Source organism: Streptomyces sp. NBC_00554 (genome assembly GCF_041431135.1).
GTDB lineage: Bacteria > Actinomycetota > Actinomycetes > Streptomycetales > Streptomycetaceae > Streptomyces.
In genome coordinates this window covers 7,222,198-7,248,646 of record NZ_CP107799.1, presented here as the reverse complement: position 1 = coordinate 7,248,646, position 26,449 = coordinate 7,222,198, and the positions used below count along the sequence as shown (strand labels likewise).

Annotated in this window: 20 protein-coding genes; 6 read left to right on the top strand and 14 right to left on the bottom strand. The window is 70.6% G+C overall.

Annotation, left to right across the window (positions count from 1 at the left end):
* Positions 1-74: 74 nt before the first annotated feature.
* On the bottom strand, positions 75-905 hold the full coding sequence (locus OG266_RS31925; protein WP_371549913.1) for a FadR/GntR family transcriptional regulator: 831 nt from the start codon (positions 903-905) through the stop codon (positions 75-77).
* Positions 906-1,061: 156 nt separating this feature from the next.
* Complete coding sequence (locus tag OG266_RS31920; protein WP_371549911.1) at positions 1,062-1,820, bottom strand: SDR family NAD(P)-dependent oxidoreductase; 759 nt, start codon at positions 1,818-1,820, stop codon at positions 1,062-1,064.
* A gap of 264 nt (positions 1,821-2,084) precedes the next feature.
* On the opposite strand from OG266_RS31920, the gene OG266_RS31915 reads away from it, so the two are divergent.
* From OG266_RS31915 to OG266_RS31890, 6 genes are all read left to right on the top strand, one after another.
* Positions 2,085-2,936: a hypothetical protein gene (locus tag OG266_RS31915; RefSeq protein WP_329547991.1), complete on the top strand. Its 852-nt coding sequence runs from the start codon at positions 2,085-2,087 to the stop codon at positions 2,934-2,936.
* A gap of 825 nt (positions 2,937-3,761) precedes the next feature.
* Positions 3,762-4,709 carry a fumarylacetoacetate hydrolase family protein gene (locus tag OG266_RS31910; RefSeq protein ID WP_266464584.1) on the top strand — a complete coding sequence of 316 codons (948 nt, stop codon included), beginning with the start codon at positions 3,762-3,764 and terminating at the stop codon, positions 4,707-4,709.
* A 121-nt stretch (positions 4,710-4,830) separates the two neighbouring features.
* On the top strand, positions 4,831-5,415 hold the full coding sequence (locus OG266_RS31905) for an NADPH-dependent FMN reductase (protein ID WP_371549908.1): 585 nt from the start codon (positions 4,831-4,833) through the stop codon (positions 5,413-5,415).
* A gap of 32 nt (positions 5,416-5,447) precedes the next feature.
* A complete protein-coding gene (locus OG266_RS31900; protein ID WP_371549906.1) occupies positions 5,448-6,998 on the top strand; it encodes a DHA2 family efflux MFS transporter permease subunit in 1,551 nt (516 codons plus the stop codon).
* Entirely contained in the window at positions 6,995-7,426 is a 432-nt protein-coding gene (locus tag OG266_RS31895) for a heme-binding protein (protein WP_266464573.1), read from the top strand. Before OG266_RS31900 ends, OG266_RS31895 begins: the two co-directional genes overlap by 4 nt.
* A 174-nt stretch (positions 7,427-7,600) precedes the next feature.
* Positions 7,601-9,094 carry an MFS transporter gene (locus OG266_RS31890; RefSeq protein WP_371549903.1) on the top strand — a complete coding sequence of 498 codons (1,494 nt, stop codon included), beginning with the start codon at positions 7,601-7,603 and terminating at the stop codon, positions 9,092-9,094.
* 41 nt (positions 9,095-9,135) lie between these two features.
* Here the strand turns inward: OG266_RS31890 and OG266_RS31885 are convergent, their stop codons facing one another.
* The 12 genes from OG266_RS31885 to OG266_RS31830 all read right to left on the bottom strand — a co-directional run bounded on the left by OG266_RS31885 (position 9,136) and on the right by OG266_RS31830 (position 26,422).
* The gene (locus OG266_RS31885; protein WP_371549901.1) at positions 9,136-9,888 is read right to left on the bottom strand and encodes an endo alpha-1,4 polygalactosaminidase; all 753 of its coding nucleotides are present in this window, start codon (positions 9,886-9,888) and stop codon (positions 9,136-9,138) included.
* A gap of 41 nt (positions 9,889-9,929) precedes the next feature.
* Positions 9,930-10,625 (bottom strand): spherulation-specific family 4 protein, encoded by a 696-nt coding sequence (locus OG266_RS31880; RefSeq protein ID WP_371549899.1) that lies wholly within the window; start codon positions 10,623-10,625, stop codon positions 9,930-9,932.
* The gene (locus OG266_RS31875) at positions 10,622-11,536 is read right to left on the bottom strand and encodes an NAD-dependent epimerase/dehydratase family protein (RefSeq protein WP_371549897.1); all 915 of its coding nucleotides are present in this window, start codon (positions 11,534-11,536) and stop codon (positions 10,622-10,624) included. The genes OG266_RS31880 and OG266_RS31875 overlap by 4 nt, the downstream gene beginning before the upstream one ends.
* A gap of 9 nt (positions 11,537-11,545) precedes the next feature.
* The gene (locus tag OG266_RS31870; protein WP_266464555.1) at positions 11,546-12,259 is read right to left on the bottom strand and encodes a sugar phosphate nucleotidyltransferase; all 714 of its coding nucleotides are present in this window, start codon (positions 12,257-12,259) and stop codon (positions 11,546-11,548) included.
* Between the two features lie 107 nt (positions 12,260-12,366).
* Complete coding sequence (locus OG266_RS31865; RefSeq protein ID WP_371549894.1) at positions 12,367-13,380, bottom strand: SDR family NAD(P)-dependent oxidoreductase; 1,014 nt, start codon at positions 13,378-13,380, stop codon at positions 12,367-12,369.
* Between the two features lie 64 nt (positions 13,381-13,444).
* Positions 13,445-14,881, bottom strand: a complete 1,437-nt coding sequence (locus OG266_RS31860; protein ID WP_371549892.1) for a hypothetical protein — start codon at positions 14,879-14,881, stop codon at positions 13,445-13,447.
* Entirely contained in the window at positions 14,878-15,375 is a 498-nt protein-coding gene (locus tag OG266_RS31855; protein WP_371549890.1) for a hypothetical protein, read from the bottom strand. Before OG266_RS31855 ends, OG266_RS31860 begins: the two co-directional genes overlap by 4 nt.
* Positions 15,372-16,943: a GT4 family glycosyltransferase PelF gene (gene pelF / locus OG266_RS31850; RefSeq protein ID WP_371549888.1), complete on the bottom strand. Its 1,572-nt coding sequence runs from the start codon at positions 16,941-16,943 to the stop codon at positions 15,372-15,374. The genes OG266_RS31855 and pelF overlap by 4 nt, the downstream gene beginning before the upstream one ends.
* Positions 16,944-17,062: 119 nt before the next feature.
* A complete protein-coding gene (locus OG266_RS31845) occupies positions 17,063-18,907 on the bottom strand; it encodes a hypothetical protein (protein ID WP_371549886.1) in 1,845 nt (614 codons plus the stop codon).
* Between the two features lie 1,457 nt (positions 18,908-20,364).
* A complete protein-coding gene (locus tag OG266_RS31840) occupies positions 20,365-21,456 on the bottom strand; it encodes a DNA helicase (RefSeq protein ID WP_371549884.1) in 1,092 nt (363 codons plus the stop codon).
* Positions 21,453-23,300, bottom strand: coding sequence for a DrmB family protein (gene drmB, locus OG266_RS31835; protein ID WP_371549882.1), 1,848 nt, complete (start codon positions 23,298-23,300; stop codon positions 21,453-21,455). The genes OG266_RS31840 and drmB overlap by 4 nt, the downstream gene beginning before the upstream one ends.
* Complete coding sequence (locus tag OG266_RS31830; protein ID WP_371549880.1) at positions 23,297-26,422, bottom strand: helicase-related protein; 3,126 nt, start codon at positions 26,420-26,422, stop codon at positions 23,297-23,299. Before OG266_RS31830 ends, drmB begins: the two co-directional genes overlap by 4 nt.
* Positions 26,423-26,449 lie beyond the last annotated feature (27 nt).

Sequence of the window (26,449 nt, the reverse complement as noted above, 5' to 3'; positions counted from 1 at the left end):
TACTCCAACGGCACTTGTCCCGACAGCCCTGGTCTCGAGCACGGTCGCCTCCGCGCTCGTCTCCACTGCTCGCGTCACGACAAGGTGCTCCTTCGGTTCGCGACCTGGCCGCCCAGCCCGACGTTAGCTCGCAGCCACGCGATCAGGGCCTCGGTGACACCGGCCTCGGATGCGGCGGCCTCCCCTCCCTTGCGGACGGAGATGATCCGTTCGACCACGTGCCGGTGGTATTCGCGGACCGTGGCGGCGGCGACGGCGGGATCGCGGCCGGCGACGGCGTCCACGATCCTCAGCCGCTCCGACTGGAGGGCGCCCGCGACCTGTCCCCAGTCCCCGCCCTTGCCGCCGGACAGCTTGACGGCCAGCCCGACCTGGACCTCGGTGATGAACCGGGACAGTGCCGCCAGGAGCGGGTTGTGGGAGATGTCGGAGAGGGTGGCGAAGAAGTGCTGGAGCGCTGCGGCGGAGCGTTCGACGTCCTCGGCCACCACAGTGCCCTCGGCGGCCTCCCGGAGTCGGGCGATCTCTTCGTCGGAGGCGTGCTCGGCGGCGAGTTCGGCGGCGTACGCGTTGAGCACGCTGAGCAGGCCAAGGACCTCACGGGCGCCGACCTTCTCGAACTGGACGACGGAGGCGATGGACATGGCGAGCAGGGTGTCGCCCTGCGCGTTGACCGTCGCCCGGCTGCCGTTGCGGGTGGTGACCAGACCCATCGCGGTCAGTACGCGGATCGCCTCGCGGATGGTGGGGGCGCTGACGTCGTACGACGCGGCCAGCTCCCGTTCGGAGGGCAGCCGCGCGCCGTCCGGCAGGGCACCGGTGAGGATCTGCTCGCGGAGGTCCTCGACGATCTGGTCGGCCACCCGGCCGCGGTAGAGCTTCGCGGGGGTATGAGGCACGGACATGACACTCCCAAGGGGGTTCCTGGACCTCGCCCCCCGAACCTCCATGGCCCGGGGACCTCGATGGCCCATCCAACAAGAAAGCTAACCTACTAGGTAGGTTGAATCAAGGCTTTCAGGATTCCTCCAAGGCGTCTGCAAGGCTCCTTCAGGAGTCCTTCAGCGCTCCGACTCGCTGGGACGGATGAGCAGTTCGCTCACGGCGGCATGCGCGGGGCGCGTCACGACGTACTCGACGGCGTCGGCGACATCCATGGCGCTCAGGCGTTCATAGGCGCCTGTCCTGCCGGCGAATTCCTGTCGGACCCGCGGCGGGAACAGCTCGGTTTCCACCGCGGAGGGCTCAAGGACCGAGACACGGACCCGGCGGCCCGCCACCTCCTGGCGCAGCGCCTCGGTGTACGCGTTGAGCCCGTACTTGCTCGCGTTGTACACGCCCGTGGTCTTGCGCACGACGCGCCCCGCCACCGAGCTGACATTGACCAGGTCGGCGACCCGACGGGGCTCGCCCGCGGCCGCGTCGACCAGGTGCGGCAGGGCGGCATGCGCGCAGTACAGGCTGCCGAGCAGATTCACCCCCACCACGCGCTCGAACTCCGCGGGCGAAGAATCCATCAGCGGGCCCCGCTGGGGCACGCCCGCGTTGTTGACGAGGATGTCGAGCCGCCCCCACGCCTCCACAGCGCACTCCACCGCCGCGCGGGCCTGTTCCGCGTCGGTCACATCGGCCGGCACCGACAGCGCCTGCCCTCCCGCCGCCGTCAGCTCCGCAGCCAGCGCGGCGAGCCGGTCCTCGCGCCGGGCCACCAGCGCGACGGCCGAGCCCCGCGCCGCCAGGACGCGCGCCACGGCGGCGCCTATCCCGCTCGAAGCCCCGGTCACCACGGTGACGGTCCCCTTGAGATCAACCTCGGCCACGGCTCACTCCTTCGGGTTCGTTCCCTCGATTCGAGCGATTCGAGGAAAAGCTCACCACCTACCTTGACACAAACCTACCAAGAAGGTTTCTTGGTTGTAGTGACGACCGGATGTCACCTGGAAAGCGCGCCGCGGTGGGACCCGCGGATGCGCCGACGGACCCGGACGGTCACGGCCACGAACACAGTCATCAGCCCATCGGCGCGAAGCCGCCCCGGACACACCGGCCGCGCACGGCTCGCATCGGATTACGGAGGACCCGCGATGAAGATCGCTCCGTTCGACGAGAACGCGTTCAAGATGGACCACCCCAGGGGGACGGTCTCGTTCAACTACCTGCTCATGGGCGACCGGAGCAGGCCCATGGACAACTACCGCTACATCCTGGGCCGTCAGGAGGCCGATTTCCTGATGCCCCGGCACTGCCACACCTTCGAGCAGATCCGTCTGCCGCTGGTCGGCGACATGAACCTGGGCGAGCAGGGCATCCTGCGCGAGGGCGAGGTCGGCTACTTCCCCGAAGGACAGACCTACGGCCCGCAGGACGACCCGCTGACCGACCCCAAGCAGCTGCAGCTGGTGCTCCAGTTCGCCGGCGCCTCCGCGCTCGGCATGGGCGCGGGCCGGGGACGCGGCCCCGACAACAAGGAGGCCCAGGCCGAACAGCGCGCGGTCCGCGAGCAGCGGTTCCCCAAGCCGCGCTACAACGGCGTGGTCATCAGCAACCCGGACCACCTCAACTGGCTGCCGCTGGCAGGCTGGCCGGGCGTCAAGCGCAAGCCCGTCGGCACCTACACCGAGCGGGAGTTCTGGATCGAGTTCCTCAAGATCGACGCCGGAGCCGAATGGGTGTCGCAGAGTGAGGACGCCCGCCGCCTGACGGTCGTCCTGTCCGGCGCGGGCACCATCGAGGACACCCCGGTCGCCAAGCTGGGTGCGGTGGACGCCGACCCCGGGGACAAGGTCCGCTTCACGGCCACCGAGGAACTGATCCTCTTCACCGTCGGCCTGCCCCCGATCCAGCAGCCCGTCGAGCCCGACGACGACAAGTTCGTCACCTCCCTCACCGACGGCGGCATCCGGTTCGAGAACGCGAAGGACGCCGCCGACGGCTGAGGAGGGGCGTGGGGTCGACGCGGGGCGAGCGCGAAGGGCCTGCGCGGGCACCGGCCGGGGCAGTGACCGCGGGTCGACCAAGCGAACAAGGGGCTGCACGGTCCGAAACGGATCGGCACGCCGATCCGGCCGAGCGCCGGCCGTACGCCGACACCGGCCGCGCTCAGTCCCGGCCCCGCTCGGTCCCCGGCCGACACGGTCAGGAGACGGCCGTACGCGGTGACTCCGGTGGCCGTGGCCCTACACCGATACGGGCTGATCACAGCCGTACGCCTGAACCAGCTGGTCGGCGAGCCGCACGATCCCGCCCGCGGGGCACAGCCGCCCGGATGCCGACGCCGCCCCGGCCCCACTCCCCGCGCCGTGCGGCTCGTCAGCCGACAGTTCCCTGGGGCCAGGGGCTCGCCGACCGGCAGCTCCCCAGGCCGAGCGACTCGCGACCGGAAGGTCCCCGCGCCAAGCGGCTCGTCAGCCAGCAGTTCCCCGGGCCAAGCGGCTCGCCGAACGGCAGTTGCCTTGGCGGGCGGCTCGCCGACCGGCAGCTCCCCGGACGGGCGGCCACCGGAGCTGGCGGCTTCCTCACCGACAACTCCGCCGACCCCACTCGCGTACGGCCCCCCGGGCCCGAGCGTCTCCCAGAGCAGGCGGGGCTCGGGCCGACCCCCTTCCCGAGTCCCGCCGCCGGATCACCCCCGTCCCCGCGGTCTCCGGCCCGGCCCTCCGGTCACCCCGACCCCGACCCCGACCCCGGACGGATCACCCCCGCGAGCCCCATCCCCGTAGACCAAACCCACCCACCGCACCCGCACCCACGGAGAGCCCCCCGTGAAACTCGCCACCCGGCGGACCCCCTTCGGCGACCGCCTCTGCTTCGCCGAAGTCATCCCCCACCAACTCATCGACGTCCAGGCCGCGTTCGTACGACGGCTGGAGAGCCTGGGCGTCCACCGGGACGACGCCCTGGCCCGCTCCCGCCTCGACGTACCCGGTGACCTGCCCGCGCTCCTCCAGGCGGACCCCGAACTCACCGCCGTACGGGCGGTGTTCGACTGGGCCGTCGACCACGCCGACACCGGCGAGCTGCACGAGGACTGCCTCTGGTCCGACGAGGCCGGACGGCTCGGCCCAGCGACCGGACGGCCGCAGACCGTCTGGTGCGTGCAGGTCAACTACCCGCGTCGGCGGCCAGAGGACGAGCCGCCCGGGTCCCAGGACCGGCCGAAGCCGGCGCTCCGGGGATTCCTGAAGGCCATCGGCTCGCTGGCGGGCCCGCACGACGAGCTCCGGTGTCCGGTCATCGCCGAGAAGGTCGACCCGGAGCTGGAGTTGGCCGTCGTCATCGGCCGCCGCTCGCGTCGGCTCACCCCCGAGAACGCCATGCGGGCCGTGGCCGGCTACGTCGGTTTCTGCGACACGGGCTCGCGGGACGTCTCCGAGCTGGACAGCAACCGTCTGGACCGCGCCCAGGGTTTCGACAGCTACGGGATCACCGGGCCCTGGTTCGTCACGGCCGACGAGATCCCCGACCCGCACGACCTGCGCATCCGCTCCTGGATCAACGGCGAGCTGCGCCAGGACGGCAGCACCGCCGAGATGTTCCATTCCGTTCCCGAGCAACTGGCCTGGCTCACCGCCGCACTCACCCTGGTGCCCGGCGACGTGCTCTCGACCGGAACCCCGCTCCGCCACGGCCTCGTACGGCCGGGCGACGTGCTCCGAGGCGAGGTCGAAGGACTCGGAGTCATCGAGAACAAAGTCGTCCTCGACGACTGAGTCACTCAACCACTCAACCACTGAGCCGATGAGCCACTGAGCCGCCAAGCGGCTGAACCACCAAGCGGCTGAACCACCAAGCGGCTGAGCCACTCACCCACCGAGCCACCGGAGGTCGGTCATGCCCGCACCACACCTGCAGATCATCGTCGGCAGCACCCGCCCGGGCCGCCGCGGCCATGCCGTCGGCACCTGGTTCCACGACCTGGCGGTCCGGCACGAGGCCTTCGGCATCGAGTTCGTCGACCTCGCCGAGGTCGGCCTGCCGCTGCTCGACGAGCCGCGCCCCCCGCAGCGCGGCCAGTACGACCACGACCACACCCGGCGCTGGAGCGAGACCGTACGCGCCGCCGACGCCTATGTGTTCGTCGTCCCCGAGTACAACCACAGCTACAACGCGGCGACCAAGAACGCCCTCGACTTCCTGGCGAAGGAGTGGGCGGGCAAGCCGGTCGCGTTCGTCGCCTACGGCGGTGTCTCCGGCGGCGCCAGAGCCGTCACCGCGCTGATCCCGGTCGTGTCCGCGCTGAAGATGGTGCCGCTCTCGCACTCCGTGCACATCCCGTCCATCCGGACGGCGATGACCTCCGGCGGGACCTTCGAATCCTCCCCGGGACTGGACGCGGACGCGTCGGCCATGCTGGACGAGCTGCGCCGGCTGACCGTCGCGCTCTCCGCGCTCCGGCTCGGCGACCCGGTCGGGTGAGCGGGGACCCGGTCGCGGTGCCCGCCGGTGACGTGCCAGGCAGGCGGCGCGGCCCCCGGATCGTCGTCAGCCAGAAGGTGGCCGTCGGCGTCGTCTACGTGGCCGGGCTCTTTCTGAGCACGCTGGACATGACCATCGTCAACGTCGCGCTCCCGTCGATCGGCCGCGCCTTCTCCGTGCCGTCCACCGCCGTCGACACGGTGTCGATCTCCTATCTGGTGAGCCTGGCCGTCTTCGTCCCGGCCTCCGGCTGGCTCGGCGACCGCTTCGGCGGCAAGCGCACCCTGCTGACCGCCGTCGCCGTCTTCACGGCCGGTTCGGCGCTGTGCGGCATGGCGACGAGCATCGGTGAGCTGGTCGCGTTCCGTGTCCTGCAAGGCGCGGGCGGCGGCATGCTCGCCTCGGTGGGCATGGCGATGCTGCTGCGCGCCTTCGCCCCCGGGGAACGGGTGCGGGCCTCGGCGATCCTGAGCATCGCCAACGGCCTCGCGCCCACCCTCGGCCCGGTGGTCGGCGGCCTGCTGGTCACCGAGGTCTCCTGGCGGGCGATCTTCTACGTCAATGTGCCGGTCGGAGTCTTCGCGGTCGTGTTCGGCGTGCTGTACCTGCGCAACGAGCCCGCCCGGCCCACGGAGCGCTTCGACCTGGCCGGGTTCCTGCTCGCGGCGTCGGGGCTCGGTCTGCTGATGTACGGCGTCTCGGAGGGGCCCGAGCGGGGCTGGACCACGGTCCCGATCGCCGCCTGCGTGGCCCTCGGTGTCGTCCTGGTCGCCGCGATGATCGTCGTCGAACTCCGCAAGGAGTCCCCGATGATGGACGTACGGCTGCTGTCGGACCGTCTGTTCGCGTCCGGTACCGCGGTGATGACCGTGCAGTCGGTGGCCTTCCTCGGCACCTTGTTCACGGTCACGCTCTACCTCCAGGACGAGCGGGGAATGACCCCGCTGGCCGCCGGACTGACCATCTTCGCCGAGGCCGTGGGCGTGGTCACCGGCTCGCAGCTCGCCAGCCGGCTGCTCTACCGCAGGCTGCGCCCCCGCAGGCATCTGATGCTGGGCGCGGCCGGCACGAGTACGACCATCGCGCTGATGAGCCTGTGGCACACGGACACCGGTCTGTGGTGGGTCCGGCTGCTGCTGTTCGCCATGGGTCTCTCCGTCGGCCAGGTGTTCGTGGGCACCCAGTCCGCGTCCTTCGCCACGGTCACCTCCTCATCCTCCGGCCGGGCCTCGACCCTGTTCAACGTCGGCCGCAGGCTCGGCGGCGCCACCGGAGTCGCGGTGGCCACCACCGTCCTCGTGTCGGCCACGGGCGGCGTGTCCGGCACCGGAAGCGCCCCGGACATGTCCGGTTACCGCGCCGCCTTCCTCACCGCCGCCGCGCTCAACCTGCTGGGCCTGTACGCGGCCACCCGGGTCAGCGACGCCGACGCGGCGAGCACGATCCCCGCCCCCCGCACCGGTCGGCGGAAGCATCAACTCCGACGCAGAGGAGACCCCCTGACCTCACCCGACCCATTGACCGCACTCCAGAAATCCCATAACACCCAGAACAGCAAGAATGCAGAGGAGCCACGGACATGACCGGTCTGAGTCTGACCCAGGCGTCCGAGATCGTCGACGCCGCGCTGAGCCACGCGCGCGACCTGGGACTGCGACCCCTGACGATCACCGTGCTCGACCCTGGGGGCCACCCCCAGGTCGTCAAGCGGGAGGACGGCGCGGGCATCCTGCGCCCGCAGATCGCGCACGCCAAGGCATGGGGCTGCCTCGGCACCGGCTCGGGCGGCGCGGCGGGGGCACGTCACGCGACCCGTGACCCCGCCTTCTTCGCCGCCCTGGCCTCGATCTCCGAGGGCCGCATCGCTTCTTCCCGGGGCGGTGTGCTCGTCCGGGACAAGGAGGGTGAGCTGCTCGGCGCGGTGGGCGTCAGCGGAGAGCGCCCGGAGAACGACGAGCTCGTCGCCGTCTTCGGAGTGGAACAGGCCGGCCTGGTGGCCGACGCGGGCTGACCGCGCCGGACGGCCGGGATCCGCCCTCGGGACGGGGCGGATCCCGGTCAGCACCACCGGACACGGATGTACTCCAGTGAGGAGCCGCATTCCCCGTGGGGCGCCCGGCGCGCCCCGCACGGCATCGAAATGCCCGCACGGACAGCCGATGGGAAACTGAGGTGCACCATGGCAATGACGCCTGAAGACCTCGCGACAACCGCGATACCCACACCGCCCGACCCGACCCCCGGGCGACGCGCGCAGGCCCTGCTCATCTGCATTGCCGCCGCTTTCCTGACCCTCCTCGACGTGAGCATCGTGACCGTCGCGCTGCCCTCGATGGAGGAGCATCTGCACCTGACGCCCGCCGACGTCACCTGGTCGCTCGCCGGGTACACGCTGACCTTCGGCCTGATGCTGGTCCCGGCGGGCAGGCTCGGGGACGAGTTCGGCCGCCGGAAGATCTTCGTCATCGGGATGGTGCTGTTCATCGTCACCGGGGTGCTGTGCGGGGTCGCACCCGACGCCGTGTGGCTGGACGCGTCACGGCTGGCCAGGGGTGTCGCGGCCGGCCTGATCGCGCCCCAGGTCGTCGGCATGCTCCACCAGATGTACCCGGCGCGCGAACGGGGCCGGGCCTTCGGCTACTACGGCGCCACGGTGAGCCTGTCGACGGCGATCGGCCCGCTTCTCGGGGGCGTCATCCTGCATGTCTTCGGTACGGGCGAAGGCTGGCGCTGGGTCTTCCTCGCGTTCATCCCCCTGGACGTCGTCGTCCTCTTCCTCGCCCTGCGTCTGCTGCCGCGGGGCCACCGTGTCGAGGCGCGCCGCACCCTCGACCTGGTCGGTGTCCTGGTCCTCGGGCTCGCCGTCACGGCCGTGATGCTGCCCCTGCTGCAGAGCGGGGACTGGGCCGACCGCCGGTGGTGGCTGACGTGGACCGGCCTCGCGCTCCTGGCCGTCTTCGTCCAGCGGGAGCGCTCCGTCGCACGGCAGGGCCGGCAGCCGCTGGTCGACCTGAACCTCTTCCGTGAACGTCACTACTGGGTGGGCACACTGGTCGCGGCTTCGCTGTACGGCGGGTTCACGGGCATCTTCATCGTGCTGACCCAGTTCCTCCAGCAGGGTCTTGGCTACACGGCCCTGCACGCGGCGCTGTCCATCGTGGCCTTCACCGTCGGTTCGGCGGTCTGCGGCGTGATCAGCGGCCGTATCGTGCACCGCGTCGGCGCCCCGCTGGTGATCGGCGGCACCGCTGTGACCGCCGTCGGGCTGGCCGCAACGGCCTTGGTGGTCGGCGGTTCCTCGGGTTCCGGCGCACCCATGGGGCTGTTGCTCGCCGGACCGCTCCTGGTCGCCGGCTGCGGCGCGGGCTGTGTCATCGCGGCCAACCAGACCCTGGCCCTGCACCGCGTACCGCGCAAGGAGGGCAGCACCGCGGCCGGGGTCTACCAAACGGGCATGAAGATCGGCACCTCGCTCGGCACGGCCCTGGCGACCTCCCTGCTCTTCAGCCGGATCGCCGCCACGCACGGCGACTGGGCGGCCGCAGCGCAGACCGGCCTCATCGGCGCTGCCGCCCTGGCCGCCGTCGCCTTCCTCGTGGCACTGCCGGGCTTCACGCTCGGCGGGCGTGACAGCACGCCGGGCGTGGTGGAGGAGGAAGAGGCCGAGATGGCCAGGTGACGGTGACCCTCAAGAGGCGGTCACAGAGAGTCACTTCGGGCTCAGCACGCCCGCCGCCACGCGTCCAGCGAGAGCCGCTTCAGCATCGAGTCGAGTCCCAGCCGTTCGGCGGTGGGACAGAATTTCCCCGTGGACACCTCGTACTCCACGTGGAAGACCGCCTTGCGTGCCTTGACGAAGGGTGTGAGCGACGCGCACTCGTGGTACTCCGCGCACTGCTCGTTGACGGCGAAGTCGAAGTCCCCGACCAGCTGCGGGATCTGCTCCAGGTCGTTCTTCAGCCCGACGGCGAGGCCCCGGTCGTGTGCCAGGTCCGCGATCATGCGGTTGTACGCGAGCTGGTCCGCAGCGGTGAGGGGAAAGCCGGTCTTGTTGGTGTAGCCGTCCAGGAGGTCGGGCTCGACGGCGTCGAAGCCCTTCTCGCGGCACATGTCCATGCGCTCGGCCATGATGGGGCGCAGTACGTCGAGGCGGCGGATGTCGAGCCATCGTTCCCCGTCCCAGCCGTTGCCCTTGCCGAGGACGGCGGCGGGGAAGGCCTTCTGGTCTGGGCGGAAGTCCTCCCAGGCACCGGCGTTGATGTAGCAGATCACCTTGCGTCCGTCGGCGTGCAGGCGCTCGACCACGGCCGCGCTGTTCTCGTAGCCGTCGATGTCGTACACCGGGACCTGTACGGAGGTGTCGACCCGGCCGCTGAGCTGCCACTGCCAGGCGGTACCGGGGCGCGGCTGCCAACGGCCGGAAGTGGCAGGTGTGTTGGTGGTGCAGCCCGCGACGAGCAGGACAAGGACCATGAGGGCAAGGGCGGTTGTGGATACAGACCGTGGGGCGTGCCTCAAGACGCTTCCCTCTCCAAGGTCGGCGGCAGGCCGCTCCACGGGTTCGCGCCGCTGCCCGGGACGGCGCAGTGCACGGCGGCGCCGCGCATCCGGGCGGTGCGCGCCGCGACATCGCAGAGCCCGTCCGGGACGCCGTACACCAAGTGGCAGAAGCGGTCCGGCGGATGAGAGCCGGTCCAGGCGGGCACCGTGAAATCGGTGTGGCGGTACGTCTTCCAGGTGCCCTCGAAGGTGACAAGGAGGTCGGCGAACTCGGCGTAGCCCGGGGCGGGATGGACGCCGGGGTTGAGGACGACGGTGCGGGAACCACAGACCCGGGCGGCGCGCACCAGCCGGCGGTAGTGGCGCAGCGACTCGGTGCCGGAGGCCGCGCGGTCCAGGAAGGCGCCGTCGGTGTCGTACCAGCGGCGGTACCGGCGCAGGTCGCCGACGACCGCGCGGACGGACCGGTCGCCGTATTCCGTGTCGACGTATCCGAGCACCCGCACGTCCGCTTCCCGCAGTTGTGCGACCGCCTCGACGAAGGCCGGGTCGGGGGTCGCGCCGGGTCCGTCGGCGACGTTGAGGACGACGCCGTAGAGCTGTGGACCGGCCCGGATCAGGGCGCGCCAGGCGGCGGGGTCCACGGCCGGGTGGACGTAGAGCGGGACGAGCAGTCCGCCCCGGCCGGGGACCGTCGCCGGGTCCGTCACGCCGGGACCCGGGTGTGCTCGGCCCACAGGCCGGTGAGCGAGTCGGCCAGCGTCAGTTCGGGCTGCCAGTCGAGGGCGGCCGCGGCGGCGGTCACGTCAGCCCGCTGCCAGGACACGGCCGACGAGCGCTGCGACCCGGCGCCGCGTTCCTCGATCCGGCCCTGGAATCCGGCGGCCCGCGCCAATTCTTGAGCGAGGTCCCGGGCACAAGTGGCCGTGCCGCTGCCGATGTTGAGGACGGGTGGCAGGGGGCCGGGGGCGGTGGCCGCGAGTACGGCGGCCCGCGCCACGTCCCGTACGTCGACGAAGTCGCGGTAGGCCGACAGGTCGCCGACGCGGACCGTGCCGTCGGGGCCCGCGCTCCGCAGTTCCCCGGCGAGCCGTCCGGACAGGCTCGCGGCGGGCGCGCCGGGGCCGACGGGGTTGAACACCCGCAGGACGACGGTGTCCAGGCCGGTCGCTCCGGCTTCCGTGACCGCGTACGACCCGGCCAGCTTGGTCGCCCCGTACGTGCCCTGCGGGCTGACCGGCGAGCTCTCGGTGAGCGTCTGCCCGGCGGGCGTCGGCCCGTACTCGGCGGCCGATCCCAGGTGGACCAGCCGGGCGCCGGGGGCCGCCTCGCGCAGCGCCTCGCACAGTACGGCGGGTCCGCGGGCGTTGGTCTCGGCCATGCGTACGGGGTCGCCGCTGACGGCGCCCGCGCAGTTGACGACCGCGTCCGGGGCGAGGGCCCGCAGGGCCCGTACGAGTCCGGCGACGGAGATGGCGGCGAGATCCACGGGGAGGTTCACGGGCAGACCGGGGTTCACCGAGCGACCACCGCCGAGCACCCGCACACCTGCGAGGGTGCGCAGCTGCCCGGCGACGTGGCCGCCCAGGAATCCGGTGGAGCCCAGGACGAGGATGCGCATGATGCCGGGTCACACTCCCTTGAGCAGGGCGGGGCGGCGCGTGGTGAACTCCGCGTTGGCCCGGTCGTAGTCGTCCGGGCGGCCTATGTCGAGCCAGTAGCCGTCGAACTCGTAGGCGGCGGGCGGGGTTTCGGCCTTGAGCAGGTCCAGGACCAGTTCGTCGAAGCCGAGCGGCAGTCCGGGGGTGTAGCCGTTGAGGGTGTCGCGGGTGAGTCCGTAGACACCCATGGAGACCCGGTAGTCCATGCTCGGCTTCTCGGCGAAGCCGACGACCTTGCCGGCTTCGGTGGTGAGTACCCCGAAGTCGATGGCGACCGTACGCGCGTAGGTGGCGATGGTGAGCGGCGAGTCGGACTTCTCGTGACTGCGCAGTACGGCGCCGAAGTCGAGGTCGGTGAGGATGTCGCCGTTCATGACGAGGAAGTGCTCGGGCAGCCGGTCGAGCATGGTCAGCAGCGGGCCCATGGTGCCCAGCGGGCTGTCCTCGGTGGAGTAGCCGACCCGCAGGCCCCACTGGGAGCCGTTGCCGACATAGGCCCGGATGATGTGGCCGAGGTGCCCGATGGCGATGGTGCAGGTGGTGAAGCCGGCTCCGGCGAGCTGCCGCATCACGATCTCCAGGATCGCGTGCTGGTCGCCGATGGGGACGAGCGGCTTGGGCAGGGCGGTCGTGTAGGGCCGCAACCGCACGCCTTTGCCTCCGGCCAGGATGACTGCATGCATCGTGGGGGTTTCCTTCCGACTGTGGTCAGGTGTCGCAGGATTCCTGGGTTCAGGTATTCGGTGGATCGGGAGCCAGGTATTCGGTGGATCGAGGGGCCAGGTCGCCGTCAGATGTTGTAGACGTTCGTCTTGTAGCGGGCGAGGTTCGCCGGGTCGCGGAAGAAGGCGATGGTCGCCTCCAGCCCCTCTTCGAGGCTGTGGGCGGGCTCCCAGCCGGTGGCCGCGCGCAGCCGCGAGGCGTCGCAGACCAGCCGCATCACCTCCGATCCGGCCGGGCGGATGCGCTGCGCGTCCTCACGGACCTCCAGGTCGGCGGCCATCAGCTTGCCGATGAGGGTGACCAGGTCGCCGACCGAGATCTCGCCGCCGGTACCGGCGTTGAAGGTGCGCCCGACGACGGCTTCGGCGGGCGCGGTGCCCACCGCGAGGAAGGCCTGCGCGGTGTCCTTGGCGAAGGTGAAGTCGCGGGTGGGCCGCAGATCGCCGAGGGTGATGGTCCGCTCCCCCGCCGCGACCTGCCCGATGACGGTCGGGATCACCGCGCGCATGGACTGGCGCGGCCCGAAGGTGTTGAACGGCCGCAGGGTGACCACCTGGGTGCCGAAACTCGCGTGGTAACTGTCGGCCAGCCGGTCGCCGCCCGCCTTCGAAGCGGCGTACGGGGACTGCGTGTTGATGGGGTGGTCCTCGGTGATCGGCACCGTCTGGGCCGTGCCGTACGTCTCACTCGTGGAGGTGTGCACCAGGCGCGGGATGTCGAGCCGGCGGACCGTCTCCAGGACGTTGAGGGTGCCGGTGACGTTGGTGTCCACGTAACTGTGCGGGGCTTGGTAGGAGTACGGGATCGCGATCAGCGCCGCCAGGTGGTAGACGGCCTCCGTGCCGGCCAGCAGCCGGTCCACCGAGCCGGGGTCGCGTACGTCGCCGAGCACGACCTCGACGCTGTCCATCACGTCCTGCGGCAGGGTCTCCAACCAGCCGTAGGAGGAGAAGGAGTTGTACTGGGCCATCGCGCGCACCCGGTGCCCGGCGGCGACGAGCGCCTCCACCAGATGCGAGCCGATGAATCCCTCCGCGCCGGTGACGGCTACGGGTCCGGGTCCCGGTCGGGAATCGGTCACGGGTCTGTCTCCTCTGTTGTCAGGGGTGAAGCGGGTGACGGAAGTGGCTTCAACGGAAGTGGCTTCAGCGGTGGGCCGTGGCTCGGCCCAGCAGGGCGTACGAGATGAGCACCAGCGCGGCGGCGGCACAGCCGCAGACGAGCGGACGGACGGCGGCGGGGCCCAGTGCGGCGCCCGCGGCCGCGGCCAGACACACGGCGGCGGGCGGCCAGGCCGTTCCGAAGGCCTGGAGCAGCAGAGCGGTCCACAGGACGGCTCCCAGTGCCAGCAGCGGTCCCGGCGACACCCCGCGGATCAGGGTGGGCGCCGCCAGCACCGCCAGGTATCCGGCGAGGCAGAGCAACAGCGCCCGCCCGGCGCGGAGTTGGAAGCCCCTGGGTGTGGTGCTGTGCCGCAGGGCGGCGAGGCCGAGGCTCCGGTAGCGGTAGAGGAGCCATTCGGCCACGCCCATGCTCAGGGTGAGCACGACCACGGCGGGCCCGTCGGCGGACGCGGCCATCAGCGTCAGCGACCCCGCCGCCAGGCCGAACAGCGCGTACGGGAGGGAGGCGGCGACGGGCGGCCCGTTGCCGGGACCCGCCGTGCTCTCCGTACGCCCCGACCGTACGATCTCGCGGGCCGCCAGCAGCACCGCCGCCGCGACGGTGACGAGGAGCAGCGCGGTGACGGCCAACGGGCCGGGGTCCCACAGGAGCAGTGAGGCCGCTCCGGCGACCGTCGGGGCGAGCGCGAGCAGCAGGTCCCGTTCGCGGCCCAGCACCAACAGCACCGTGCCCGCCGCGAGATACAGTGCCTGCCCGGCGGCGAACGCGGCCATCGTGCCCGGCCCCGACAGCAGCAGCCCGGCCGCCATCGCGCCCAGCGCGCCGACCGGTGCTCCGACGCGCAGGCTGCGCGCGGCGGCACGACGGCCACCGCTGGCGAGCCGCACATACGCGCGGTGGGCCAGGCCCTGGTTCCACGCCCAGGCGACCAGCGCGGAGGCTGCCAGCCCGGCGATCGCGCCGGTACCGCTCGCGAGAAGCCCGGCGCCAAGTACGTATGCCAGCCCGGGTAGTCCGAAGACCGCCCCGCGCAGCACGCACCGCCATGGGCTGGTCCGCCAGGGGTCGGGCGGCGGTTCCGGGTCCGGGAAGCGGCGTGGTACCCGTTCGTACAACTCCTCGGCGACCTCGAAGAGGTCCCGCCGTCCGTACCGGCCGGTGATCTGCTCCTGCGTCAGCCCGTCCGACTCCAGTACGGCGGCGATCTCGTCGGGGTGAACGGCCGCGCCGCACACGTCCGCCAGGCGTTCGGCGAGCTCGTCGAAGGGGTCCTCGGCCCAGGAGGGCCTACGGCGGCGGGGGGTAAGGGTGGGGAGGGAGTCGGGGGTGTGGGGGCCGGCGTGACCGGCGTGACCGTCAGTTGTGTTGTCCGGCCATCCCGCTGGGAACCGGCGGCGGGCTGCGTGTTCCTGTGCGGTGTCGCCGGTGCCCGGCAGGAGGCGCAGGGGGCCGCTCACTTCGGGTCACCCGCCTGCCGTGTGGCGTGGGGGCGGGGGTGGTGGTTCGGCTCGCGGCTGGCGGGGGGTCCTGCGGGGGGCCGCCCGCGTCCGGCGGCCGATCCCTCGGCGTGCCGCTCACCCCCGTCGGCCGACCCCTCGGGGAACCGCACGCGCCCGGCAACCGGCCCCTCGGCGAACCGCTCGTCCCCGTCGGCCGCCGCTTCGGCGGACCGCACGCGCCCGGCGACCACCCCTTCGGCGGACCGCTCACGCCCGGCAACCGACCCCTCGGCGAACCGCTCGCCCCCGTCGGCCACCCCCTCGACGTACCGCACACGTCCGGCAACCGACCCCTCGGCAAACCGCTCACGCCCAGCGGCGGACTCGCCGGCGGCCCCGGCGGGCGATCCGGCGGCGGACCTGGTGGAGGATCCGGCGGCGGGCCCGGCCGCGGTCGTGGCCGCGAACTCGCCCTGGATCCCGCGGAAAGAGCAGATCGTCCGCGCGATCACCCCGCCTCACCCGCCTGCCGTACGCCGTGCACCGCAAGCTCCTGCTGCCGCTCGCGCCCGTCCGCAGCCCCCTCGACGTACCGCTCGCGCCCGGTGGCGGACCCCGCGGCGAGTTCGCCGTAGATCCCGCGGAAGGTGTCGATGGTCTGCCGGAGCGTGAACTGTTCGATCACCCTCAAGCGCGCGGCCTCCCCCATCAACGCGCGTCGCGACGGATCGCGCAGCAGCTCCAGCGCCGCCCGCGCCATCTCCCGCGGCTCGCGGGGCGGTACGACGAGGCCGGTGTCGCCGACCGCCTCGCGCACGCCGCCCACGTCGGTGGAGACGGTGGCCCGCCCGCACGACATCGCCTCGATGAGGGTGAAGGGAAAGCCCTCGCTGATGCTGGACAGCATCACCACGTTGCCCGCCGCGTACGCGTCGCGGATGTCCTCCACTCGGCCCTCGAAGACCACCGAGTCCCCGGCCCCCAACTCCTCGGCGAGTGCCTGGCAGCGCTCCCGGTAGGCCTCGCCTCCGCGCGGCGTGCCGCCGAACAGCCGCAGCCGCGCCTGCGGCAACTCCTCGCGTACGAGGGCGAAGGCGCGGATCAGCGTCTCCAGGTCCTTGATCGGGTCGACGCGTCCGGCCCAGGTGAGGGTGGGCAGTTCGGGTTCGGGACCGGCGGGCGGGAAGGCGCCGGGGTCGACCCCGTTGTAGACGGTGCGTATCCGGTCGGGCTCCGTGCCGCCGTGCTCCTCCCAGCGCCGGTTGTAGCGGTTGCCCGGGGTGACGAGGGCGGCGCGGGCGTAGGTCTCCCGGGCCAGCAGTCGGAAGAAGCCGAGCAGCAGTGACTTCACCGGCCAGCGGTAACCGCCCGTGCGGTAGCCGAGGTAGCGCTCGCGGAGGTAGACGCCGTGCTCGGTGAGCAGCAGTGGTGTGCCGTGCAGTTGATGGGCCATCAGCCCGGGCAGCGCCGCCAGCCCCCCGCTGACGGCATGCGCCACTCCGCCCTCCGGCGGTACGACGGACAGCGGCCGCAGGGCGTGCTCGAGGAGTTCGGTGGCGGTGAGAGCGTCATGCAGGGTCGGCCGGGCCGCGGCCACGGCTATGTGCGGCCGGTTCCACACCGCGGTCAGGGTGCGCAGCGCGTCCTCGGTGCGCATGGCCGCCGACAGTTCCCCCTTGCGGGCCCGCGCGGCGAGGGCGTACAGGCCGTCGGCGAAGTCCGCCCCGGTAGTCGGCGAGCCGGGCTCGAGGAGCGAGAGCAGGAACCGCTCATACGTGCCGAGGAAACGGCGCAGCCGCCGCCCCCGGGGCGCGCGTCCGTCCGGAACCGGTCCCCACAGGGGTACGGAGACCACCCCGCCCACATTCGGGGGCAGCTCCCACGCGAACGCTTCCTGGCCGGTCCCGGTGATCGCGACGACCCTGAAGCCGACGTCGGGCATCCCCCGTACCAACTGGTCGCACCAGACACTCACCCCGCCGTGCTGGTGCGGATACGTTCCCTCCGTCAGCAGTGTCACCACCGCCTGGTCGTCCGTGCCTGGCGGCGGCACGGCGTGCAGGAGCTCTCGCGTGGACATGCGTCTCATTCCCCCCAAGGAACGGTTCAGTTCATGCCGCGGGCCTGGTCAAGACCCGCGGTTCCCGGCCGCGTGGCGGCCGGTGTTGCCGGTGGCGGCCGGTGTTGCCGGGCGGGCGTCTACCCGGCCGCTGCCACTGCCCCTACCTCTGCCGGCTCCAGCGAGCCGCTGTCGACCCATCCGGATCTCAGGCCCGCGTAGGGGCTGCCAAAGCCGGTCGTCCCGGCGGGCATGGTCGCCGGAGCCTGCACCCCACTGGGCGCGTCGATGGTGACGGTGTTCCCGATCCGGTAGACGGTGACCTGACCGCTGTCGACGGCGGCGTCCCAGGCGGCCCGACGCTGCAGCTCGACGCTGGTGTCCTTCAGCCCCTGGTTGACCAGCGGGGTGCTGTCGGCGAAGAGGCTCGCGTAGTCGCTCAGGACCTTCTCGAGGGCCGGGTAGGCGATGCGCTCCTCGGCGAGATTCGACTGGTGGATGTAGTGCGGGCGCGGGTTGTTCGACAGCGCGTGGCCGAGCGCGATCCGGCTCTCGGTCGGAACGATGTACGAGGCGTATCCCGTCGCGGTGTCCAGCGGGGCGTCCAGGCAGGTGGTCGTCGTGGAACCGTCGCAGATCCCGCTGCCGCCATCGGCGGCGCTGGTGTAGATCCAGTTGTACTCGTCCACCATCTCCGAAGCCTTGCCCGCGTTGTAGAAGATGTTCATCGGGAAGCGCGGCACGGTGAGCGCCGAGCCGACCTGCCGCTGCTGCGGGTCACGCGAGTTGTCGCTGCCCAGCGAGGTCACTCCGGTCGCGGCGAGCGCGGGCGCCAGGTTCGGGTTGTCGTCGGGCTGCTGCGGAAGCACCCTCATGCCCGAGTGCTCACCCGTGACGAGCTCGGTGTTGTCGAGGGTCAGGCCCTTCCCTGCGGCCCAGTTCACGTTGTCCGCGATCTGAGCGGTGATCTCCGCCTGGCTGACCCACTGCACGTTCCCGGCCGAGTCGGTGGAGCACACCCACGGCACAACGGTCACGTTCTGCACGCAGCCCAGGAACGGGTGGTCGTAGGTGTGGTTCACCCACCGGAAAGCGTCCTTGTCCGCGACGAGTTGATCGGTGAGCGCGTCCACGCCACTGTTCTCGTCCTTGTAGGTCTCGCTGCCCGCGCCGTTGAACAAGAAGTCGAGCGTCAGACCGTGCTCCTGCGACCACTGCTTGGCGTACTGGGCGTCCGCGACCGTCATCCGGATCGGATCCTCGGTCCCCTCACCCCCGGTGCAGTCCACGTCTCCGGGTGTGCAGTTCAGCTCGGTGTCCCAGCGGTCATCGGCACCGAAGACATCATCGACGTGCACCGTGAAGTAGTTGCGGTCGGCGCCCAGATGGACGCCCTGCGTCATCCACTCCACGATTCCGCGCGCGAGCAGCCGGTACTGCTGCTGGGCCTCGTTGTAGACGAAGGTCACGACCAGTTCCCGGCGCCCGTCGTGCGCGTACTCCCCGATCAGCGATCCGCTCACCGCGGTACCGGGAATCGGCGCCTCCACGAAGGTCGTGAACTCCGCCCCCTCCGCCTGCTGAGCGAGCGGCACAGCCAGGAACCCGTAACTCTCCGACACCTCGGCCGAGTTGTCCTCGAAGGGAACCGCCCCGTCGAGATACCCGAAGGGCCCGGCCAGCCCGGCAGCGGTCACCTGCGCCGTCGTACCGTCCAGCGACCCCATGTACCCAGGATCCTGCGCCCAGTTGAGCCCCACGGCCGGCTGGGCGTACGTGTACGCGTCGACTTGCCGAATCCCATACGTCTGCTCGTACGCCGTGAGCGCCGCCATCTCCCCCGACCCCGCCCCGAAGGGGTTGTCGTTCGGCAGCACCACGGCCTGGAACTTCGCCCTCGGCCGCCCGTCGACGGTGTCACTCAGAAAGCCCGCGTCGATCTGCGGCCTCCCGGCATCATTCAAATCAACCTCGGTGTACGGCATCCCAGCTCCCTCGAGCTCAGCCGCAACAGCCTCGGTAGCCGCGCCACCGTCATCGACCACCAACACCCTGAGGTCGATTCTCGGTTCCAACTCATCGGCTCTGGCCCCGGTCACAGGCGCCAGAAACGTGACTAACAACGCCGCCGCGCAGACGGCAGCCTTCCGCGAAAACCCGTACACGAGAGCCCCCCTGGGCTTATTACGTAAATTGCCGCATGGCGAAAAACCCCCACCAGGACAGCAAAAAACCTTCTTGCGCACCCACACCAAAGCGAATAAGCAAACACCAAACATGGCCGCCAGCAGCGCGTGCCCGTCAGCCCGCGCCCTTGCCGTCACACATCCTCCGACGGCTTGAGGAGATTTCGTGGTCAATTCGAAAAAGTTTCTCAGCCATCCCACGCATGTTTACCTTACGTAGCACGCCATTCACACCCCGCACATGAGACTCCCTCGGAACTCCCAGGAATGGGTGGGGGGTTGGGGACGGGGGGCGGGGACGACCGCGCACAGAGAGCCCCGGCCGGGGCGTTCTTCCTGGCCAGGGCTTGAGCGGCATGAAGTGCGCGTTCACCCTCCGGATGTACGCCGCCCACCACCACGCCCACCCACGCCACCACCGCCGAGGCGGCATTCCCGTCGACCATCGCCACGGCAGGCCCAGCGCGGACTTCTCGAATGTCTCGCCGACGAGGACGATGACCCGAGCGTGTCCCTGCATGTGGGCGACCCGGAGCCGGGGTGGTTCTTCGAGCAAGTACCAGCGATGCCCGCTGCGAGGTCCCGGTCCGAGACCGTCGAGACCTGGGAACTGACGGAGAAGCTGTAAGACCGGCTCGTCGCGCTGAGGAACTACCTCGTGGCCGTCTTCGCGTTCAACGGCATGCCGATCGACGCGAACTTCGACGTCGGCGACTGGTGATCGGTCAGGCTCATCCACAAGAACCGACAAAGAGTCGGACGGTGATGTCGAGGACCGGTGGCCGGCTACATCCCCGCTGTGAACGCGACCACAATGGCTCGCACCGGTGCCGAGGAGAAGACTCATGCCCACGGACGCCACTGACGGACCGCGCTCGGATTTGCCCCAGAGCCCAACGGAAGCTCCCAGCCAGGAGCAGGAAGTCTCCCTCACACGGAAGAGGGCCCCAACCAGGCCATAAAACCAGAGCCCTGTCGGCAGACGAGTCGGGTAGACGCCGGGGACAGGTTCGCGGCTCGCGAAATCGGCCTCTGAGAGGTACAGACGTTCTGCGCGGCCAAGAAGGGCCGTGCACATTGCGTGCACAGCGGCACCGCAGGCTTCTGGGGCATCCAGAGGCCGACTTCGGGCTGGGACGCGCGGGGCCGCCTCCGCCGGCTCACCCTCCGCGGCGCGGGACGGCAGACGAGACCACATCCGCCGGACAGCAACACCGGGCTGTTGCGGCCCCGGCGACACTCATCCAGGGCTGTCGTCAGCCGCGCAGCAAGTAGCCGGACCCCACTTGCGCACACAGAGGTGGCTCAGTGTCCCCCTCGTAGGCCAGATGGAGTTCACGTCGTGCGCGGGTGGCCAGAACGTAGTACGCCATCCGCAGGGTGGCCGAAGTGGGATCGACAGCCGCGTCCGTATGCGTGTCGGGGATGACGACGGTGTCGAATCCAAGCCCTTTGGCGCTCGCCCGGTGGACGAGCACGATTCCGGGCCGGCCAAGGTCCAGCGTGCGGTAGCGGCCTTGCGCGGCCCGGGCTCGGGAGGTGTACAACTGCGGCTTGAGCCGTGGTGCTCTGCGCTCCAGACTGCCGAGCAGCGAGAATTGAGTGTCGGTCGACTTCACGATCACACCGATGCTCTGCTGGGGATGCTTCTCCGCCAGGAGAATCAGCAGGTCGGCGGCGCCGCGATGCGGCAGGCGGTGCAGTCGCGGAGGCGGCCCTTCGCGTTCGGGGAGGGCAGGCACTCCGGCCCCCGCATGGAAGTGGGCGGCGAACGCCGCGATCTGGCGTGTGTTGCGGTGATTCCCGTCGAGTTCGAGACGCGTGCACCGACCCAGGCGCTGGGTGATCTCCGCGAGAGTGGAGTTGGTGTCGGTCAGGCGCTGGCACTCGTCGGCGTACACCGTCGTACGGGCCTGGAGCAGTCGGCAGAAGCGGTAGAACTCGGGCGGCAGGTCTTGGCCTTCGTCCACGACGAGGGTGAGACCGGGTACGGGGCCGGTCTCCGCGGCGCGCTCGTAGCACGCCGCCCAGTCGTACCAGCCGTCGCCGGTACGTGGGACCTTCCCGCCGAACCACTCGGTGAGCCAGGCGTGCGCGGTCGCCACTCGTACGCTGCGGTCCGCCGGGCCCACTGCGTGGACCATCGCGGCCAGGGACTGTCGCAGAAGGTTGGAGCGGGTCAGCAAGGTCACCGGAGTGCCCGTGAGGGCGAGCATGACGGCCCGTTGGGCGGCCAGGATGCTCTTGCCGCTGCCGGGCGGGCCGCTGACGAGATGGTTGCCGTCAAAGGGGAGATCGTCGAGGCAGGCACGTTGTTCCGGCGAAAGCCCGAGGTAGGTGAGTGTCATGACTGCTCCAGAGCGGTGACCGCGGCGGCACGGGCAGCGGTGACTATCGCTTCCAAGTAGCCGGGCACGTGTTCGCCACCCACGACCAAGGCGCGGTCGAGCAAGGCGTTGCCGGCCTCGCAGCTGGTCTCCGGAAGGAGGGCGCATGCATGACAGGCGGCGCGGTTGAGGTTGCCAAAGCCCTGGCCGGTGTGTTCGGCGCAGAGGGGGTCGGCCGAGCACCAGGCGGCTGCCTCCGTCATCCGTAGCAAGGTCTCCGCCAGGCGCGGGGGTTCACCCTGCCGGACGAGGCCTCCGAGAGTGCCCTCGGCGTCCCCGGCGGCGGTGTAGATGAGGATGCCGTATTGGTCCTGCTCGGGCCGTGCGTAGATCCGTTCGCGCAGGCTCGCCGTGGTGTATCCGGACTCGAAGGAGAGCTGACGGATCAGCAGATGCGCCAGGGTGTGCAGGAGGACGAACCGGGGGGTGAGTTCGGGTCCGGTGAGGGCCTCCAGGCGATCCTTCTGGAAGGAGCGGTCGAGATCCGCACGCATGCCGGTGACACGCCGATGCACTCTCATATCGCTTTCCCAGGTGGCCAGTTCGCCTCTGTCCAGCGTGAGGAAGACCCCTTCTCCGAAGACCTCCACCGCCGGCAGCCACTTCAGGCGCCTTGAGGTGTCGGCGGGGACGGCTGCGGCGTCCGGTGAGACCCGGGTGAAGCCGGACAGGGCGCGTACCTCGCGCAGCCGGTCGGCGAGGACGATCCGGCCGAAACGGCGCCGCAGTCCCGCCCACGGGTCCTCGGTCTCGCCGGCGAGACCGAGGGTGGTCTCGCGCAGCGCGAAGTCACGCGTAGCCGGCGGAGTGGGCGCCATGAACGCGGCCCATTCCTCGCGGCTCAGATCGGGTCGAGCCGGGGCGGCGGGCGCGTCGGAGGACGCCTCGGGAGGTTGTCCCGTCTCCTCACCGAGAAGTGCGTCCAGGAGGTCCTCGTCGGCACCGGTGTCCTCCAGGATCACCTCCCGGAACATGGCCGCGCGCGGCTTCCCGGCGTCGCGGCACAACTGCACCCACAGATCATGCTGGCGTACACGTTCGGCCAGCGCATCGTCGTCATGAGCGCGTACGTCCGTCTCGGGAATGTCGAGAGCCGAGTGCGTCACCGGGTAGTACAGGTTTCCTGCCGTTCTCTGGACCACCTGTACCGGCTTGACGCATTCAGTGGCTTCGCTCCTCCTCTGCCAGGGATTGCGTCCCGAGCAGCGCATGCCGTGCGTGCCGAGGATGTCGAGCAGATCGCGGGCAGCGCCGCAGCCCTTCGCGGTGCAGGTGACAGAGAGCGCCTCGAGTCCTGAGGCGCGCTCGGAGACGAGGAAGCGGAGCTTCTCGCGTTCGCCGCACTGACGTCGCTCGCCGGCCTCACGCCTCGAATGGGCCCAGAACCACCAGTCGATGTCACTGAGATGCCCGGCCGCGCAGATCTGCACGAACCGCATGGGTGCGAGCATCCGGCCCGGCGAGCAGGAGGGGCAGCGCGGCGGCTGTCCGGGCTTCTCGTCGGCGATGCGCCAGCGCTTCATGCGCCGGCACGCACCGCAGAACAGCCAGGACGGGAAACGAATGTACGGCGCACCGGGCGCGTCCGGAGTGTCGTAGCGGTCGTTGGCCGTCGCGGGAGCGGCGTAGAAGCCCGTCACCCCGAGCCGGGAGGCCAGCCGGGGAGACTCCACCTTCTGTCGGCCCTTTCCCGGCCAGTCACCGATGCCGGTGGCGACGAACGACTCTCCCTGGATGTCGAAGACGGCTCCGACCCCGAAGGGCACCACCGTCTGCGACTGGCGTACCCGCAGCTTGCGGCTCACAGGTCGGCTCCCTTCACCATCACCTGGCACTCCCGGTCGACATTGCGCATGGAGTTCGGCGTCTCCCACAGTCCGTATCGCTGTTCGAAGCTCTTGATGAGGTTGGACTGCCCTTTGCCCTGGCTGCGGTAGTACAGCTCCCGGCCGTCCTTGCGGGCTGCGCGTGCGGCGTCCTCCCAGACGGCGATGAGGTCCGCCAGTTCCTTTCTCACTGCGTCGCCAGAGGACGGTTCGCATGCTTCGGCGCGGGCCGCCAACTCCTCTGCCACTGCCTCTACTTCGGCAATGCGGTCGGTCAAGTGTCCCGCCTGGTTCTCCGCGGCGAGGCCGAGCCGGTGCCGTACGAGGATGACGAGCGCGGCGTGCAGGGCGCGGGTCCGGGAGGGCATGGACCAGGGGGTGACGCTGGTTGGTTCGACATGCCGGTAGAGGGAACGGTGATAGACGTCGAAGGTCTCGTAGTGCGAACGGTCCCGTGGGCGGGTGGCGTTGAAGAACGTGACGACGAGGCCCGGTACGGAGTGCCGGCCGACGCGGCTGGTGGCCTGGATGTATTCGGCGGTCGTCTTGGGCTGTCCCTGCATGAGCATCAGGGCGAGTCGCTTCACGTCGACGCCGACGGAGAGCATGTTGGTGCAGGGCAAGAAGGAGACCGACTCCTTTTCGTCCCACCGCTTCTCCAGACGGTCGAGCAGGACGGGCTGCTCCGCGCGTGGCAGATTACTGGTCAGCTCCTGAACCTGACGGTCCGCCAGTTCTCTTGTTCCCACGCCTGATTCGAGCCCGGCAAGCTGCGCGGGGATGTCGTCGGCCGCGGCGGTGACGGTGCGGCCGAGCTCGCGCAGGCTGTGGTGGTAGGCGACCAGTGTCCAGTAGGCGTCCCGGTGTTCCTCCGGCAGCTCCCACGCTCCTTGGAGCATGGCGGCTGCGGTGGCCACGGCGGCGCGGCCCGCTGTGTGTCCCTGGGCCATGACGCCGAGGTAGCGGCGTCCGGGACGGGAGGTGTCGGGTTCCGCGAAGTACGAGTGGCGGGCGTCGAGCCCGGCGGGCGGGAAGAGCTGGACTCCGCCGCCGTACAGGGCCCGGACCTGCTCACCGGAGCGGCGAATGGTCGCCGTGGACGCCACGACCTTGGGGCCGGTGCCGTCAGGTGCGGTGCACAGGCCGAGGACGGCCGCCTCGTACAGGCCCACGGTGGTACCGAGCGGGCCTGTGAGCAGGTGCAGCTCGTCCTGGATGACGAGCGAGGGCGGCCGATTTCCGCGCCGCGCACCGAACAGCCGTCCCGCGCGGGGCTCCCAGGCCAGGCGGGCGAACTTGTCCACCGTACCGAGGACGAAGGTGGGCGGCCGGTCGTAGAGCTGCTCGTCCACGACGGCGACCGGCAGTTCGTCGTGGAAGGCGCACTCGTCACGTGGGCAGAAGAAGGCGAACGAGTCCGCGGCGGCGCGTACTCCGTAGTCCCCGATGTCCGGCGACTTGTGGGCGGGCAGGATTCGGGTACCGCACCACGGGCAGCGGTCGAGGATGAAGACGTCGTCCGGCCGGGCGGCGGCACGTACGTCATCGAAGGCCGCACGAGCCTTCTCGTAGGTGTTCGGCGTGGTCGTCTCGCCCACCCACAGGCCGATCGAGAAGGGCTCTTGTCCGTACGTGACCGGGTCGGCGCGGCGCAGGGTCTCCAGGGCGCAGACAGTGGTGGCCGCGCGCTGGAACTGCTGGGTCGTCAGCAGACTGAGGGTGTAGCGGCTCAGGACTGCGGTACCACCGCCGTCGGGTTCGCGCCTGCGCAGCACCATCTCGAAGGCGGCGAGCAGCAGATACGCCTCCGTCTTGCCGCCACCGGTCGGGAACCAGATCAGATCCGTGGTGGCACGGTCCGCGTGCCGGGGATCGGCCACTCCGTCCAGGGCGAGCAGGAAGAACGCCAACTGGAAGGGGCGCCAGGCGGCGGCCGGGTCCGGCTCCGGATCAAGGGGCACGGCGGCGTGGCGAGGTCGGCGGGTGCCCGCCAGGTCGGGGGCGGAGTGGCGCATCTGCAGAGCCATGGCACGGTTGGCGGCGCGGAAGGCGTGCAGCAGTTCGGGGCGGCTTGGGTCGCAGAGAGTGCGCACACCGGATTCGATCCGAGTGACGGTGTCACGGATACGCCGGAGGATGCGGTCGGCGGCGTCACGGCCCCAGTCGGGGACGTCCTGATTCAGCTGCCCCACGTACCAGGCACGGTAGTCGGCGATGAACTCTGCCAGTTCCTCGCGCAGTTGGTCGGCAGAGACCTCGGGGTCGGCGAGGTGCAGCACGTCGAGTACGGGAGTTCCGGTCAGGCCTGCGGCCCGGATGCCACTGGCCTCGGCCTCCGGCATGACGGCCGCGCTGAGAGCGGTCACCCGGCGCGCTTTCTCGTCGTAGTGCTCGGCCACCGCGCAGCCATGGCCGACCGCGTGGGTCCGCACGTGCTCGTACTGCAGGCGCAGCTCCTGTTCCTCCAGGTCGCGGCTGGCCAGTCGGACGCTCGGGTACTGGCGAATCCCGCCGCCCACAGGCCGCGCTTCGAGGCCCACCTGGAAGAGCATCCGGTCCCACTGAGCGGCCTTCCCGAGGGCCTGTTCATGGCGGGCGATGTTGACCAGGGCGACGGTGACCAGGTGTCCGGTGCCGAACGCGCGTCGTCTGACCCGGAGTTCGGCGCGACCGTCAAGGACAGCTACGTGGTCACGGTCCGGGCCGAGCGTGTGGGTCTCTGCGGGCAGCGGGACGCGTTCCCAGCGCCGGCCGCGTTCACCCGTAGCGGCGTGGGTCTGGTAGCGGGCACCGGTGCAGGTGATCTCGACGGTGGTGGCGTCGGTGTAGAAACTGAAGCCGAGCGACGAGGGCAGCCAGGCGTTGGACTCGGGCACGGGATCACTTGCGGGGGCGGTGTCCTCGGCCGCACCCTCCGTGCCGGCACCCTCCAGTTCTTCTACGGCAAGGTCCAACTGCCTTTGCAAATCGGCCTCTTGGGGGTACAGCGTGCCCATGAGGTACTGCCGGTCGGGCGGGGCATCGAGCGTCTCGCGCTCTCCTTGGGCCGGACCGACGAGCTGCCGGTGCAGGTAGGCGACGAGTTCCTGTCTGGCGTCCATGGTGTTCCTTCAGGAGTACGCGGGGAG

Bases quoted from the DNA above. Each gene is read 5' to 3' on its own strand.
- OG266_RS31925 (WP_371549913.1), bottom strand. From the start codon at position 905: ATGTCCGTGCCTCATACCCCCGCGAAGCTCTACCGCGGCCGGGTGGCC.
- OG266_RS31915 (WP_329547991.1), top strand. From the start codon at position 2,085: ATGAAGATCGCTCCGTTCGACGAGAACGCGTTCAAGATGGACCACCCC.
- OG266_RS31905 (WP_371549908.1), top strand. From the start codon at position 4,831: ATGCCCGCACCACACCTGCAGATCATCGTCGGCAGCACCCGCCCGGGC.
- OG266_RS31895 (WP_266464573.1), top strand. From the start codon at position 6,995: ATGACCGGTCTGAGTCTGACCCAGGCGTCCGAGATCGTCGACGCCGCG.
- OG266_RS31890 (WP_371549903.1), top strand. From the start codon at position 7,601: ATGACGCCTGAAGACCTCGCGACAACCGCGATACCCACACCGCCCGAC.
- OG266_RS31885 (WP_371549901.1), bottom strand. From the start codon at position 9,888: ATGGTCCTTGTCCTGCTCGTCGCGGGCTGCACCACCAACACACCTGCC.
- OG266_RS31875 (WP_371549897.1), bottom strand. From the start codon at position 11,536: ATGCGCATCCTCGTCCTGGGCTCCACCGGATTCCTGGGCGGCCACGTC.
- OG266_RS31870 (WP_266464555.1), bottom strand. From the start codon at position 12,259: ATGCATGCAGTCATCCTGGCCGGAGGCAAAGGCGTGCGGTTGCGGCCC.
- pelF (WP_371549888.1), bottom strand. From the start codon at position 16,943: ATGTCCACGCGAGAGCTCCTGCACGCCGTGCCGCCGCCAGGCACGGAC.
- OG266_RS31845 (WP_371549886.1), bottom strand. From the start codon at position 18,907: ATGCCGTACACCGAGGTTGATTTGAATGATGCCGGGAGGCCGCAGATC.
- OG266_RS31840 (WP_371549884.1), bottom strand. From the start codon at position 21,456: ATGACACTCACCTACCTCGGGCTTTCGCCGGAACAACGTGCCTGCCTC.
- OG266_RS31830 (WP_371549880.1), bottom strand. From the start codon at position 26,422: ATGGACGCCAGACAGGAACTCGTCGCCTACCTGCACCGGCAGCTCGTC.